This window comes from Azospirillum humicireducens, from assembly GCF_001639105.2.
Taxonomy (GTDB): Bacteria; Pseudomonadota; Alphaproteobacteria; order Azospirillales; family Azospirillaceae; genus Azospirillum; species Azospirillum humicireducens.
The window spans coordinates 249227-263007 of the sequence record NZ_CP015285.1 but is presented as its reverse complement, the minus strand read 5'-3'; the positions used below and the strand labels follow the sequence as shown (position 1 = coordinate 263007).

Sequence of the window (13781 nt, the reverse complement as noted above, 5' to 3'; positions counted from 1 at the left end):
TTCGGCCGGTTGGCGGAAGACGTCTCCGCCCCCGGACAGCACGGGCGGGGCGCTTTCGGGTTTCCGGGGCGGGCGCGCGCCGTTAGGATGCGGCAACCCTATCGACAAAAGTCTCAAGGAGCGACCATGACCGAACCCTGCCCCGCCCCGATGGTGGCGCTCGCCCAGCGGTTGGCCGACTCCAGCGGCAGCGTGGTCCGCCGCTATTTCCGCACCCCCGTCGCCATCGACGACAAGGCCGACGCCTCGCCGGTCACCATCGCCGACCGCGAGGCGGAGCATGTCATCCGCACCATCATCGAAAGCCAGCGCCCCGACGACGGCATCTATGGCGAGGAACACGGCACCAAGAACCTGGACGCCGAATGGGTGTGGGTGATCGACCCCATCGACGGCACCAAGTCCTTCATCACCGGCAGGCCGATCTTCGGCACGCTGATCGCCCTGCTGCATCATGGCCGTCCGGTCATGGGCATCATCGACCAGCCCATCGTCGGCGACCGCTGGATCGGCGTCGAAGGCCGGCCAACCACCCACAACGGCCAACCGGTGCGCGTGCGCCCCTGCCCCGGCGGTCTGGCTGCGGCCATGTTCGGCACCACCTCGCCCGACCTGTTCCCCGGCAGCGACTACGACGCCTACCGCCGCGTCGCCGCCACGGTGAAGACCGCATCCTATGGCGGCGACTGCTACAGCTACGGCCTGCTGGCGTCGGGCTATTACGACCTCATCGTCGAATCGGGGCTGAAGCTGTACGACTTCGCGGCGCTGGTGCCGGTGGTGACCGGGGCCGGCGGGCTGATGACGGATTGGGAGGGCAAGCCGCTCGACGCCAACTCCAGCGGCCGGGTGATCGCCGCCGGCGACCCGCAGACCCACCGGGACGCCATGAAGGCCCTGGCCGGCTGATCTTTGGACAGATATTGCCCGTTTGGATATCGAAATGATTGAAATCGCTCCGCTCACCCGTTCCGTTTTCGAAACGTCTCCGGAAAAACTTCGGCCATTCCTGGAAGGGCTGGCGGCGCGGGTGTCGGCGGGGTCGAACTGGCTGGTGCGCAAGAAGACCGTCTGCGACCTGCTGCTCGGGCTCGACGCCTTCTTCGCCCTGCCCGCCGCCGAGCGGCAGGCCCTGATGAGCGACGGCGCCGTGCCGGCGGATGGCACGGATGCGGAAGGCGGGCCGGAGGATTTCCGCAGGGTCCTGCCGATCTATGTCGGCGCGATCCTGGAGCGTTTGGCGGAACGGACCGTTGCATCTCCGGAACAGGCCGCCATCTACCTGCTGTCGATCCATCCCGAGCATCAGGCGGCGGCGGAAGCCTGGATGCTGGCCGACCCGCGCAACGGAAAGTCGGTGCGCAAGCTGATGCGGACCGACCGCCGCTATCGCCAGTTGATGGACCGCATGGCCGACCATTGGCGCACGGTGCGAAGCAACTGACTCCGAAACGGAATTGCGCTTGACCGGGACGCGGACGTGGCAATCTAACCAAGACGCCCGCTCCCGACACAGGATTGCCGATGCGCCGCCTTCTCGCCGTTGCCGCCACGATCCTGACCCTCGCCGCGCCGGCCGCCTTTGCATCGGCAGAGGCGGCGACCAGGACCGTCACCGCGCTGAAGCAGTTCGGGGAGCCGCAGTTCAAGCCGGGCTTCACCCATTTCCCCCATGTCAATCCCGATGCGCCCAAGGGCGGGTCGGTGTCGCTGGCCGGGTCGCAGCCGGGAACCTACGACAGCCTGAACACGCTGATCCTGCGCGGGGTGCGGCCGCGGACGCTGGGGCTGATCTCCGACACGCTGATGGTCGGGTCCGGCTGGGAACTGGATGCCGCCTACGCCCATCTGGCGGAAAGCGTGGAGGTGCCCGACGATTACGGCTGGGCGGTCTTCACGCTGCGCCAGGGCGCCCGTTGGCATGACGGCACGCCGATCACCAGCGCCGACGTCGTCTTCACCTGGGACGCGATCCAGGCCCATGGCGCGCCCTTCCTCAAATCCTTCCTCGACCACACCGCCAAGGTGGAGGCGCTGGACGAGCGCCGCTTCAAGATCACCTTGACCGGCACGGGGGAGATCAAGCCGATCATCGACTTCGCCACCACATTCTCGCCCCAGCCCAGGCATTGGTGGACGTCGAACGGTCGCGACATCTCCAAGACGACGCTGGAGCCGGTGCTGGGCAGCGGCCCCTACCGCATCAGGACTGTCGATCCGGGCCGCTCCATCACCTACGAGCGCGTCGCCGACTGGTGGGCGAAGGATCTGCCGACCGCGCGCGGCTTCTATAATTTCGACACGGTGAAGAACGACTTCTACCGCGACGACGACGTGATGTTCGAGGCGTTCAAGGCCGGCGCCTACGACTTCCGCGGCGAATATCGGGCACAGCGCTGGACCACCGGCTACGACTTCCCCGCCGCCAAGGACGGCCGCGTCGTGAAGCTGGAAGTGCCGAGCGAATTGCCGTTGGGCGCCCAAGGCTTCCGCCTGAACACCCGCCGCGACAAGTTCGCCGACCCGCGCGTCCGCGAGGCGCTGGCGCTGCTGTTCGATTTCGACTGGATCCAGAAGAACATCCTCTACGGCCAGTACAAGCGGACACTCAGCAATTTCCCCAACTCCGACTTCGGGGCCAAAGGTCCGCCCGGCCCGGCGGAACTGGCGCTGCTGGAGCCGTTCAAGGCGCAGCTGTCCGAGCGGCTGCTGACCCAGCCCTTCACCCTGCCGACCACCGACGGCAGCGGCAACAACCGCGCCCAGGTGCGCGAGGCGACGCGGCTGTTCAAGGAGGCCGGCTGGGAGGTCCGCAACGGCAAGCTGACCAATGTGAGGACCGGCGAGGTGATGGCGGTCGAGTTTCTCGACGGCACCGGCGCGCTGACCCGCGTCACCCAACCCTACATCGAGACCCTGCGCCGCGTCGGCATCGACGCCACCATGCGCCTCGTCGACAGCGCCCAGTATCAGGCGCGGCTGGACGAGTTCGATTTCGACGCCACCATCGTCAATCTCGCCTTCTTCACCCCGCCCGGCACCGAGTTGCGCAGCTATTTCGGTTCCGCCGCCGCCGGCCTCAAGGGATCGGCCAACTATTCCGGCATCCATGACCCGGTGGCCGACGCCCTGATCGAGAAGGCGCTGACGGCCAAGGATCTGGACACGGTGCAGGCCGCCACCCGCGCGCTCGACCGTGTCCTGCTGTGGGGCTTCTACATGGTGCCGCAATGGCACAATGCCGAAAACTGGATCGCCCACAAGGCGTGGCTGGCGCATCCGACGGTCTGGCCGAAATACGACCAGGACTATCGCAGCACCAATTTTCCGGCGACCTGGTGGGTGGATGCGGCTGGGAAGGCAGCGCAGCCTTGATGACGCCCCATTGCGGGGCTAACTCCATCGGGCTGAACGCTTTTCGGGAAAACAAGCGAGGGAGGGGATCGGGCATGACGGGTCGGATGCGGTGGCTGGGCACCGGTATGGCGGCAGCGATGGCGGCGGGGCTTCTGCTTGCGTCCCCGCTTGCGGCCCAGAGCCAGGGCAGCCATGCCCTGTCCCTGCACGGCAAGCCGAAATACGGGCCGGACTTCCAGCATCTCGACTATGTCAACCCAGACGCCCCCAAGGGCGGCGAGGTCAAGCTGATGGCCTTCGGCGGCTTCGACAACCTCAACCCCTTCATCCTGCGCGGGCAGCCCGCCGCCGGGGCCGGGCTGGTGTTCCAGACCCTGACCACCAGCAACGGCGACGAGGCGATCACCGAATACGGCCTGCTGGCCGAAAGCATCGAGGTCGCGCCGGACCGGACCTGGGTCGCCTTCACCCTGCGGCCGGAGGCCCGCTTCCACGACGGCAAGCCGGTCACCGCGGACGACGTGATCTGGAGCTTCGACACGCTGCGGGAAAAGGGCCACCCGCTCTACCGCACCTACTATGCCGACGTGACGAAGGCGGAGAAGACCGGCGAGCGCACGGTCAGATTCTCGTTCCGGAATGGCAACAATCCCGAGCTTCCGGTCATCATGGGTCAGCTGCCGGTGCTGCCGAAACATTTCTTCGCCAACCGGGATTTCGCCACCACCACGCTGGAGCCTCTGCTCGGCAGCGGTCCCTACAAGGTGGCGGATGTGCAGGCCGGGCGCGCCATCACCTACGAGCGGGTGCAGGACTGGTGGGCCAAGGATCTGCCGATCAACCGAGGCCGCTACAATTTCGACCGCATCCGCTACGACTATTACCGCGACCTCGACGTGGCGTTCGAAGCGTTCAAGGCCGGCGCCTATGATTTCCGGCTGGAGAACTCGTCGAAGAACTGGACCACCGGCTACAACGTTCCGGCGGTGCAGAACGGCCAGATCGTCAAGGAGGAGTTGAAGCACGAAGACCCGCAGGGCATGCAGGCCTTCGTCTTCAACATCCGCCGCCCGATCTTCGAAGACCGCCGCGTGCGCGAGGCGCTGAATTACCTGTTCGACTATGAATGGACGCGCGCCAACCTGTCCTACGGCCTCTACCAGCGCACCAAGAGCTATTTCGCCAACACCGAACTGGCGGCCACCGGCCTGCCCTCCCCCGCCGAACTGAAGCTGCTGGAGCCCTTCCGCGGCCAGATCCCGGACGAGGTGTTCACCAAGCCTTATGAGCCGCCGAAGACCGACGCCAGCGGCAACATCCGCGGCAATCTGCGCACCGCGCTCGGCCTGCTGAAGGAGGCCGGCTGGGAGTTGAAGAACGGCAAGCTGGTGAATGCGCAGGGCCAGCCCTTCCGCTTCGAGATCCTGCTGGTCCAGGCCGAGATGGAGCGCATCGTCCAGCCCTTCGTCCGCAATCTGGAACGCGCCGGCATCGAAGCGCAGATCCGCGTGGTCGACAGCGCACAGTACCAGAACCGCACCGATAATTTCGATTACGATATGATCATCGAGCGCTTCCCGCAGTCGTTGTCGCCCGGCAACGAACAGCGTGATTACTGGGAATCCTCGCGCGCCGACCAGCCGGGCAGCCGCAACAGCATCGGCATCAAGAACCCGGCGGTCGACAAGCTGGTGGAGACGCTGATCGCCGCCCCCGACCGCGAGGCGCTGATCACCGCCACCCGAGCGCTGGACCGCGTGCTGCTGTGGAACTGGTACGTCATCCCGCACTGGCACGACACCGTGTACCGCGTGGCCTACTGGAACCGTTTCTCCCATCCCGCGGTTGCCCCGAAATACGGCCTGGGCTTCTCCGACAGCTGGTGGGTCGATGCGGACAAGAACGCCAAGCTGGCCAACAGCGCGCGCCGGACAGGTCCCTGAGTTATACCAGGACGACATGGCCGGGACACAAAACCGGGCTACACTGCGTTTCCTTGAGGATTGGGGAGGGTCGGGACACCCGCGATGCTGGCCTACATCATCCGCCGCCTGTTGCTGATCATCCCCACCCTGTTCGGGATCATGGTGATCAATTTCCTGATCGTGCAGATCGCCCCCGGCGGCCCGATCGAGCAGATGATCGCCCGCGTCCAGGGCACGGCGGTGGAGGCGACCTCGCGCATCGGCGGCAGCGCCGGCGGCGACGCCAACGCCGCCCAGCGCCAGAACCAGACCGGCGGCGACAGCGGCGGCAAGTACCGTGGCGCCCAGGGGCTGGATCCCGCCTTCATCAAGCAGCTGGAGAAGGAGTTCGGCTTCGACAAGCCGATCCACGAACGCTTCATCCACATGATGTCCAACTACATCGTGTTCGATTTCGGCACCAGCTACTTCCGGGACCGCCGCGTCGTCGATCTGGTGCTGGAGAAGATGCCGGTGTCGATCTCGCTCGGCATCTGGACGACGCTGATCGTCTATCTGGTCTCCATTCCCTTGGGCATCGCCAAGGCGGTGCGCGACGGCCAGCCCTTCGATGTCTGGACGTCGGGCGTCGTCATCGTCGGCTACGCCATCCCCAGCTTCCTGTTCGCGGTGCTGCTGATCGTGGTGTTCGCCGGCGGGCGATACCTCGACTGGTTCCCCCTGCGCGGGCTGGTGTCGGACAATTGGGGCGATCTGCCCTGGTACAAACAAGTGCTCGATTACTTCTGGCACATGGCGCTGCCGGTGGTCTCCATGGTGATCGGCGGCTTCGCCGGCCTGACCATGCTGACCAAGAATTCCTTCATGGAGGAGATCGGCAAGCAGTATGTCACCACCGCCAGGGCCAAGGGCCTGACGGAGAACCGCGTTCTGTACGGCCACGTCTTCCGCAACGCCATGCTGATCGTCATCGCCGGCTTCCCCGGCGCCTTCATCGGCATCCTGTTCACCGGCGCCATGCTGATCGAGGTGATCTTCTCGCTCGACGGGCTGGGGCTCTTGGGCTTCGAGGCGGCGATCAACCGCGACTATCCGGTGATGTTCGGCACGCTCTATTTCTTCACGCTGCTGGGGCTGATCATGAATCTGGTCGGCGACGTCACCTATGTGATGGTCGATCCCCGCATCGACTTCGACTCGCGGAGGGTGTGATGACTCCGCTGACCCGGCGCCGGCTGGCCAATTTCAAGGCGAACCGCCGCGGTTTCTGGTCCTTCTGGATCTTCCTGGTGCTGTTCGTCCTCTCGCTGGGGGCGGAGTTCATCGCCAACGACAAGCCGCTGCTGGTCGAGTACGAGAACCGGTATTACTGGCCGGTCTTCCAGACCTACCCCGAGACCACCTTCGGCGGCGAGTTCGAGACGGAGACCGATTACCGCGACGCTTACGTCCGCGACCTGATCAACGCCAAGGGCTGGATGGTCTGGCCGCCGATCCCCTACAGCTACCGCACCATCAACTACAACCTTCCGGTCCCGGCCCCGGCTCCGCCGTCGGCCGACAACTGGCTGGGCACCGACGACCAGGGGCGCGACGTGGTGGCGCGGCTGATCTACGGCTTCCGCATCTCGGTGCTGTTCGGTCTGGTGCTGACCGCCTTCTCCTCGGTCATCGGCGTCGCGGCCGGCGCGGTCCAGGGATACTTCGGCGGACTGACCGACCTGCTGTTCCAGCGCTTCATCGAGATCTGGCAGGGGCTTCCCACCCTGTTCCTGCTGATCATCCTGGCCAGCGTGGTGACACCGACCTTCTGGTGGCTCTTGGGCCTGCTGCTGCTGTTCTCCTGGACCTCGCTCGTGCATGTGGTGCGGGCGGAGTTCCTGCGGGCGCGCAACCTCGACTACGTGCGCGCCGCCAAGGCGCTGGGGGCCAACGACGTCACCATCATGGTGCGCCATGTGCTGCCCAACGCCATGGTGGCGACGCTGACCTTCATGCCCTTCATCCTCAACGGCTCGATCACCACGCTGACGGCTCTGGACTTTTTGGGATTCGGCCTGCCGCCCGGCTCACCGTCGCTGGGGGAGCTGCTGGCCCAGGGCAAGGCCAATCTCCAGGCGCCCTGGCTGGGGCTGACCGCCTTCTTCGTGCTGGCGATCATGCTCAGCCTGCTGATCTTCATCGGCGAGGCGGTGCGCGACGCCTTCGACCCGCGCAAGACCATCGCCCAGCTGTCCACCGCCCTGCCCGGCGAGGCCGCCGCCGCGACCACGGCGCGCAAGGAGGCGGCGGAATGACCATGACGACCCTCAAGAGCCCGACATGAGCCCCATGCCTCCCAACCCCGACCTTCTGTCCGTGCGGGGCCTGCGCGTCGATTTCCGCTCGGGCGCCGGCGCGACCCAGGCCGTCAAGGGCGTGTCCTTCGACATCCAGAAGGGCGAGACGGTGGCGCTTGTCGGCGAATCGGGCTCCGGCAAGTCGGTGACGGCCCTGTCGATCCTGCAGCTGCTGCCCTACCCGATGGCGCACCACCCCGCCGGTTCGATCCGCTTCCGCGACACCGAACTGCTGGGCGCCGACGAGCGCACGCTGCGGCAGGTGCGCGGCAACCGCATCGCCATGATCTTCCAGGAGCCGATGACCTCGCTGAACCCGCTGCACAGCATCGAGCGGCAGATCAACGAGACCCTGTTCCTGCACAAGCGCCTGTCGACCGGCGCCGCCCGCGCCCGCACGCTGGAGCTGCTGCGCCTCGTCGGCCTGCCCGACCCGGAAAAGCGGCTGACCGCCTACCCGCACGAGCTGTCGGGCGGCCAGCGCCAGCGCGTGATGATCGCCATGGCGCTCGCCAACGAGCCCGACCTGCTGATCGCCGACGAGCCGACCACCGCGCTCGACGTCACCATCCAGGCGCAGATCCTGGCGCTGCTGAAGGACTTGCAAAGCCGCTTCGGCATGGCGCTGCTGCTGATCACCCACGATCTCGGCGTCGTGCGCAAGATGGCCGACCGTGTCTGCGTGATGAACCAGGGCGAGATCGTCGAGCAGGCGAAGGTCGACGACCTGTTCATCCGCCCGCGCCACGCCTACACCCAGAAGCTCCTGTCGGCCGAGCCGCGCGGCAACCCGCTGTCGCCGCCCGAGGATGCCGCGGAGGTGATGGCCGCCGACCGGCTGAAGGTGCATTTCCCGATCAAGAAGGGCCTGCTGCGCCGCACCGTCGGCCATATCAAGGCAGTGGACGGCGTCGATGTCGCGGTCCGCCGCGGCCACACGGTGGGCGTCGTCGGCGAATCGGGATCGGGCAAGACGACGCTGGGCCTGGCACTCCTGCGCCTGCACGCCAGCGAGGGCGCCATCCGCTTCGACGGCACCGACATCCAGGGCTGGCAGCCGAAGCGCCTGCGCGGCCTTCGGCGCGAGATGCAGATCGTCTTCCAGGATCCCTATGGCAGCCTGTCGCCCCGCCTGTCGGTCGGCCAGATCATCGGCGAGGGGCTGGGCATCCACGGCATCGGCGACGCCAAGGAACGCGAGGCGATGGTCGCCCGCGCGCTGGAGGAGGTCGGCCTGCCGCCCGAGGCCCGCAACCGCTACCCGCACGAGTTCTCCGGCGGCCAGCGCCAGCGCATCGCCATCGCCCGCGCCCTGGTGCTGAAGCCGAAATTCGTCGTGCTGGACGAGCCGACCTCGGCGCTCGACATGTCGGTGCAGGCGCAGATCGTCGATCTGTTGCGCGACATCCAGGCCCGCCACAACCTGGCCTACCTGTTCATCAGCCACGATCTGCGGGTGGTGCGGGCGCTGTCCAGCCACGTCGTGGTGATGAAGGACGGCAAGGTGGTCGAACAGGGGCCGACCCAGCGCATCTTCGAGGAGCCGCGCGAGGCGTACACCCGCGCCCTGCTCGCCGCCGCGCTGAACCTGGAGGCCGTCGAGTCGCCGGCGGTGCGGACGTAAGGCGCGTGCGATTCCTTGGGTGCGGGAGATGCGGGCAAGATTGACACGGATTTCACGGATTGGGACACGGATTTCACGGATGTCGCGGCCCAAGGCAGCACTCCTTGGTGAAGGGCCGAAGCGCCGGCAAGTTCAAAAAATCCGTGAAATCCGTGTCTAAATCCGTGAAATCCGTGGAAGGCCTGCCCACCGAAGCCGCAGCTTCCGGGACGACCTGCCACCACGCCAAAGGCTTTATCCGCGACCGCGCCACGGGTAGGGTACCGCTCCCCTCGCACTGACCGACGCGCCGACGCCATGACCGACACCGCCCCGCAAGACGCCGCCCGCCTCGCAACCCAACTTGCGGGGGCCGTCCGGTCGGGGGACCGGCGGGCGCTGGCCCGCGCGATCACGCTGATCGAATCGACGCGCGCCGACCATCGCGCCACCGCCGACGCGCTGCTGGCGGCGCTGCTGCCCCATACCGGCAACTCGGTGCGACTCGGCATCTCCGGCGTGCCGGGGGTGGGCAAATCGACCTTCATCGAGGCGTTCGGGCTGCATGTCATCGGGCTGGGGCACAAGGTCGCGGTGCTGGCGGTCGATCCGTCGTCGCAACGCACCGGCGGCTCGATCCTGGGCGACAAGACCCGCATGGTCGATCTGTCGCGCGAGCCCGACGCCTTCATCCGCCCCTCCCCCGCCGGTGCGACGCTGGGCGGCGTGGCGCGGCGCACCCGCGAGGCGATGCTGATCTGCGAGGCCGCCGGCTTCGACGTCATCGTGGTGGAGACGGTCGGGGTCGGCCAGTCGGAAACCGCGGTCGCCGACATGGTCGACCTGTTCATGCTGCTGCTGCTGCCGGCCGGCGGCGACGAGCTGCAGGGCATCAAGAAGGGCATCGTCGAGCTGGCCGACCTCGTCGTCGTCAACAAGGCCGATGGCGACCTCGCCGCCACCGCCCGCCACACGGTGGCCGATTACCGCCATGCGCTGACCCTGCTGCGCCACGGCGACTGGCGCGTGCCGGTGCTCAGCTGCTCCGCCTTCAAGAAGATCGGCATCGACACGATCTGGGACACCATCGGCGAGCACAAGGCGCTCACCGAAGCCAACGGCGCCCGCGCCACCCGCCGGGCGGAGCAGGCCCGCGCCTGGCTGTGGAGCGAGATCCGCGAGACGCTGATCGACCGCTTCCGCGCCCATCCCGCCGTGCGGGCCGATCTGGCGCGACTCGAGGCGGAGGTGACCGCCGGCACGACCATCCCGGCGGCGGCGGCCCACACTCTCCTGGGGCGCTTTCTCGACCAAACAGGCGGCGCATAACCCATTCAGCTTATGTTGCACCGCAACAATTCCGTTGCGCCGCACCACCCGTAGGGCTATTCTGCGTCGGGCGGGAAAGGGGCGACGTGCACCGACTCGACTGTGTCGATTTGCGTCCGTCGCTTGGGCCGGGGTGCCCGCGGTCTCCTGGGGTTACGCCGGAGCGGCCTTTCCGTTTCCGCCAATGTGCCTTTTCCACGGGAGACAACGCCATGACCGCTCAGCCGACCCCCGCCGCCGTCCTGACCCTGTTCAAGACCAACGCCCAGACCGCCGCCGCCACCACCGCCGCCAAATCCGCGCGGGTCGCCACCCTGGTCCAGGACGGCTACCGCCGCTGGTTCGACGGCGTGACCGCCTCGGTCAACGATGCCGGCCGTCTGGCCGCCGGGCTGGGCAAGGCCCGCACCCCGGCCGATCTGGCCGCGCTGCAGCGTGATTGGCTGTCCACCACCCAGGCCCGCGTGACCGAGAGCGTTCAGGGCTTCCTGGACGTCTCCACCAAGATCGCCGCCGAGATCACCACCCTGCCGGCGCCGGCCGCCGAGGCTGCTCCCGCCGCCGCTCCGGCCCCGAAGGCCGAGGCTCCCAAGGTCGAGGCCAAGGTCGAGGAGCCCGCTCCGGCCCCGGTCGCCGAAGCTCCGCTGGCCGCTCCGGCACCCGCCCCGGTGCAGGCCGCGGAAACCGCTCCGGTCGCCGCCACCGCCGCCGCCGCGCCGGTCGAGGTTCCGGTCGAGACGCTGGTCGAAACGGTGGAGGCCGAGAAGGCTGCCCCGGCCCCGGCCCCGACCGCCCCCGTCGTTGCGCCCGTTGCCGCCCCCGTCGTTGCCGAGGCGAAGGCCGCCGCGGCCAAGCCCGCCCCGCGCCGCGCCGCCAAGCCGGCGTCGAAGACCTCCACCGCCGTGAACTGACACCCGTCAGGACAAGGCATTTAGAGAAGGACCGGGCGCGGCGCGTCTCTTCACCAGACGGAAGAGGCGGCCCGCCCTTCGACTCTCCACAGTCCCGCGACGACTCAGGTTTTGATGGGTTCATCGCGGATCCCGGCTTGACGACGGCGCTTTTGTTCGACTATATAGCGGCCTCCTTCGGGCGGCAGGCCGTCCGTTACCGGGTTTCATTTGCTAAAGTAAAGGATCAGTCCGATGGCACGTCGGTGCTCCGTGACCGGCAAGGGCACGCAGTTTGGCAACAACGTCAGCCACGCCAACAACAAGAATCGCCGCCGCTTCCAGCCGAACCTCCAGGAAACGTCGCTGCTCAGCGACAGCCTGGGGCAGCTGGTGCGTCTGCGCCTCTCGGTGAACGCGATCCGCTCGATCGAGCACAAGGGCGGCCTCGACGCCTTCCTGCTCGACGCGAAGGACGCCGTGCTGAGCCTGGATGCCCGTCGCATCAAGCGCCGGATCTCCAAGGCGCAGGAGAAGCAGCAGGCCGCGGCCTGATCGCTTCCCCGATTCTGGGGCGCGTTTGGTGTGCTGACGCGGGGCGCTTGCCGCTCCGCTGATGAAAGTTAGGACGCGTACAGGACGATTCCGACTCCCGGTAAGAGAGCGGCGCGCGACATCCGAAAGGGTGCCGCGCGTTTCGTCGTTTCCGGGGGTGGAGTGTCACCGGGCCGCGCAGTCCGGCCCTGCCCTCACTCCCCCAGCAGTTCCTCCGGGTCCTCCGCATCCACCACCCGGCGGGCGATCTCGTAGCCGAAGCCCGCCCGTCCCAGCGCCGCCATGTCCTTGTCGCGGTGCGCCCCGCGCTGCTCCGGCCGCCGGTATGGACCCAGCCGCCGCCGCTTCGCCAGCGCCAGCGCCGCGGTCAGGTCCAGGTCCGGCCCGACATCCTCGCGCAGGCTGTCCAGCGCCTTGTCGGCCTCGTCGCGGCCGATGCCCTTGCCAGCCAGCTTCTGCGCGATCAGCCGGGTGGAGGCGCCGCGGCGGTGCAGGCTTTCGGTCCGCATGCGGGCATAGGTCTCGTCGTTCAGCAGGCCGCTGCGGACATAGCGGGCGAGCAGGTCCTCGATCCAGCGGGCCCCCTCCTCGCGGTCGGTGCCGTGGGCCTTGGCCGACAGGTCGACCTTGCGCATCAGCACCCGGCGCAGGTTGGCCGTCGAACTGGCGAAACGTTCCAGATAATGCAGCGCCGCGTTCTCCAGATACTGCGGCGTGACGCGCTTGGGCGGCTTGCGGGCCGGCGAAGACGGGCGCTTGTCGTCGGTGTTCATGGCAGTCCCTTCGGCGGCGGCGGTTGCCGGATGGGCGGGCCGCCAGTACAGTCCGTGACCTTCTCGGCAGTCTGCGGCCTTGCCGGCGCCGCTACCCAAAAGGCAGATCGTGACGCGATGACCCTTCCCCTTCCTCCCATGCCGCGCAATGTCGGTTCCGTCAACTGGATCGGCCTGTGGACGCTGTACGCACGCGAAGTCCGGCGCTTCGTCAAGGTGCACCAGCAGACCGTCTGGGCGCCGGTGGTGACGACCCTGCTCTTCTACGCGGTTTTCGCCCTGTCTCTCGGTTCGGCGGTGCGGATGGTGGGAGAAACGCCCTATCTGCAATTCCTGGCGCCCGGCCTGATCATGATGGCGATGGTGCAGAACGCCTTCGCCAACACCTCCTCCTCCATCGTGATCGCCAAGGTCCAGGGCAACATCGTCGACATCCTGATGCCGCCGCTGTCGCCGATGGAACTGGTCAGCGGCTTCGTCTTCGGCGGCGTCACCCGCGGCATCGTGGTCGGTCTGGTGACGGGCCTCGCCATCTGGGCGGTGATCCCGATGCAGATGCCGCATCCGGGATTCGTGCTGTTCCATGCGGTGATGGCGTCGATGCTGCTGTCGCTGCTGGGGCTGGTCGGCGGCGTCTGGTCGGAGAAGTTCGACAACATCGCGGCGGTGACCAATTTCGTGGTGACGCCGCTGTCCTTCCTGTCCGGCACCTTCTATTCGGTCGAAACCCTGCCTCCCTTCTTCTGGTGGATCGCCCATTTCGACCCGTTCTTCTACATGATCGACGGTTTCCGCTACGGCTTCATCGGCACGTCGGACGGGTCGCGCTGGCTGGGCGTGATCGTGATGCTGGGGGTGAATGCCGGGCTGTGGTGGCTGGCCTGGCGCATGTTCAAGACCGGTTACAAGCTGAAGGCGTGAAAGACCGGAAGGTCCTGCGTCTTTTCCGCCCTATCCGTTGACAGAACCGATCGATCTTCGGATATTTGCCGTTCCCGGCGGCCAGCCAT

At 67.2% G+C, this 13781-nt stretch carries 12 protein-coding genes; 11 read left to right on the top strand and 1 reads right to left on the bottom strand.

What is annotated here, in order from left to right:
• The first annotated feature begins 126 nt into the window (after window positions 1-126).
• From hisN to rpmB, 10 genes are all read left to right on the top strand, one after another.
• A complete protein-coding gene (gene hisN / locus A6A40_RS01155; RefSeq protein ID WP_063633762.1) occupies window positions 127-909 on the top strand; it encodes a histidinol-phosphatase in 783 nt (260 codons plus the stop codon).
• A 34-nt stretch (window positions 910-943) separates the two neighbouring features.
• Window positions 944-1444 carry a hypothetical protein gene (locus A6A40_RS01150; RefSeq protein WP_063633761.1) on the top strand — a complete coding sequence of 167 codons (501 nt, stop codon included), beginning with the start codon at window positions 944-946 and terminating at the stop codon, window positions 1442-1444.
• An 80-nt stretch (window positions 1445-1524) separates the two neighbouring features.
• Complete coding sequence (locus A6A40_RS01145; RefSeq protein ID WP_063633760.1) at window positions 1525-3375, top strand: extracellular solute-binding protein; 1851 nt, start codon at window positions 1525-1527, stop codon at window positions 3373-3375.
• A gap of 74 nt (window positions 3376-3449) precedes the next feature.
• Window positions 3450-5300, top strand: coding sequence for an extracellular solute-binding protein (locus A6A40_RS01140; RefSeq protein WP_082860681.1), 1851 nt, complete (start codon window positions 3450-3452; stop codon window positions 5298-5300).
• Between the two features lie 84 nt (window positions 5301-5384).
• Window positions 5385-6494 carry a microcin C ABC transporter permease YejB gene (locus A6A40_RS01135; protein ID WP_063633759.1) on the top strand — a complete coding sequence of 370 codons (1110 nt, stop codon included), beginning with the start codon at window positions 5385-5387 and terminating at the stop codon, window positions 6492-6494.
• Window positions 6494-7579 carry an ABC transporter permease gene (locus A6A40_RS01130; protein WP_063633758.1) on the top strand — a complete coding sequence of 362 codons (1086 nt, stop codon included), beginning with the start codon at window positions 6494-6496 and terminating at the stop codon, window positions 7577-7579. The genes A6A40_RS01135 and A6A40_RS01130 overlap by 1 nt, the downstream gene beginning before the upstream one ends.
• Window positions 7580-7604: 25 nt before the next feature.
• Complete coding sequence (locus A6A40_RS01125) at window positions 7605-9245, top strand: ABC transporter ATP-binding protein (RefSeq protein ID WP_108546615.1); 1641 nt, start codon at window positions 7605-7607, stop codon at window positions 9243-9245.
• 297 nt (window positions 9246-9542) lie between these two features.
• Complete coding sequence (meaB, locus tag A6A40_RS01120) at window positions 9543-10553, top strand: methylmalonyl Co-A mutase-associated GTPase MeaB (protein ID WP_063633757.1); 1011 nt, start codon at window positions 9543-9545, stop codon at window positions 10551-10553.
• A gap of 212 nt (window positions 10554-10765) precedes the next feature.
• Entirely contained in the window at window positions 10766-11464 is a 699-nt protein-coding gene (locus A6A40_RS01115) for a hypothetical protein (protein ID WP_063633756.1), read from the top strand.
• Window positions 11465-11698: 234 nt separating this feature from the next.
• Complete coding sequence (gene rpmB / locus A6A40_RS01110) at window positions 11699-11998, top strand: 50S ribosomal protein L28 (RefSeq protein ID WP_012973047.1); 300 nt, start codon at window positions 11699-11701, stop codon at window positions 11996-11998.
• A gap of 194 nt (window positions 11999-12192) precedes the next feature.
• On the opposite strand, the gene A6A40_RS01105 is transcribed toward rpmB, so the two are convergent.
• Window positions 12193-12771 (bottom strand): regulatory protein RecX, encoded by a 579-nt coding sequence (locus tag A6A40_RS01105; RefSeq protein WP_063633755.1) that lies wholly within the window; start codon window positions 12769-12771, stop codon window positions 12193-12195.
• Between the two features lie 117 nt (window positions 12772-12888).
• On the opposite strand from A6A40_RS01105, the gene A6A40_RS01100 reads away from it, so the two are divergent.
• Window positions 12889-13692, top strand: a complete 804-nt coding sequence (locus A6A40_RS01100) for an ABC transporter permease (RefSeq protein ID WP_063633754.1) — start codon at window positions 12889-12891, stop codon at window positions 13690-13692.
• Window positions 13693-13781 lie beyond the last annotated feature (89 nt).

Bases quoted from the DNA above. Each gene is read 5' to 3' on its own strand.
- A6A40_RS01135 (WP_063633759.1), top strand. From the start codon at position 5,385: ATGCTGGCCTACATCATCCGCCGCCTGTTGCTGATCATCCCCACCCTG.
- rpmB (WP_012973047.1), top strand. From the start codon at position 11,699: ATGGCACGTCGGTGCTCCGTGACCGGCAAGGGCACGCAGTTTGGCAAC.
- A6A40_RS01115 (WP_063633756.1), top strand. From the start codon at position 10,766: ATGACCGCTCAGCCGACCCCCGCCGCCGTCCTGACCCTGTTCAAGACC.
- A6A40_RS01100 (WP_063633754.1), top strand. From the start codon at position 12,889: ATGACCCTTCCCCTTCCTCCCATGCCGCGCAATGTCGGTTCCGTCAAC.
- hisN (WP_063633762.1), top strand. From the start codon at position 127: ATGACCGAACCCTGCCCCGCCCCGATGGTGGCGCTCGCCCAGCGGTTG.
- A6A40_RS01150 (WP_063633761.1), top strand. From the start codon at position 944: ATGATTGAAATCGCTCCGCTCACCCGTTCCGTTTTCGAAACGTCTCCG.
- A6A40_RS01140 (WP_082860681.1), top strand. From the start codon at position 3,450: ATGACGGGTCGGATGCGGTGGCTGGGCACCGGTATGGCGGCAGCGATG.
- A6A40_RS01125 (WP_108546615.1), top strand. From the start codon at position 7,605: ATGAGCCCCATGCCTCCCAACCCCGACCTTCTGTCCGTGCGGGGCCTG.
- A6A40_RS01105 (WP_063633755.1), bottom strand. From the start codon at position 12,771: ATGAACACCGACGACAAGCGCCCGTCTTCGCCGGCCCGCAAGCCGCCC.
- meaB (WP_063633757.1), top strand. From the start codon at position 9,543: ATGACCGACACCGCCCCGCAAGACGCCGCCCGCCTCGCAACCCAACTT.
- A6A40_RS01130 (WP_063633758.1), top strand. From the start codon at position 6,494: ATGACTCCGCTGACCCGGCGCCGGCTGGCCAATTTCAAGGCGAACCGC.
- A6A40_RS01145 (WP_063633760.1), top strand. From the start codon at position 1,525: ATGCGCCGCCTTCTCGCCGTTGCCGCCACGATCCTGACCCTCGCCGCG.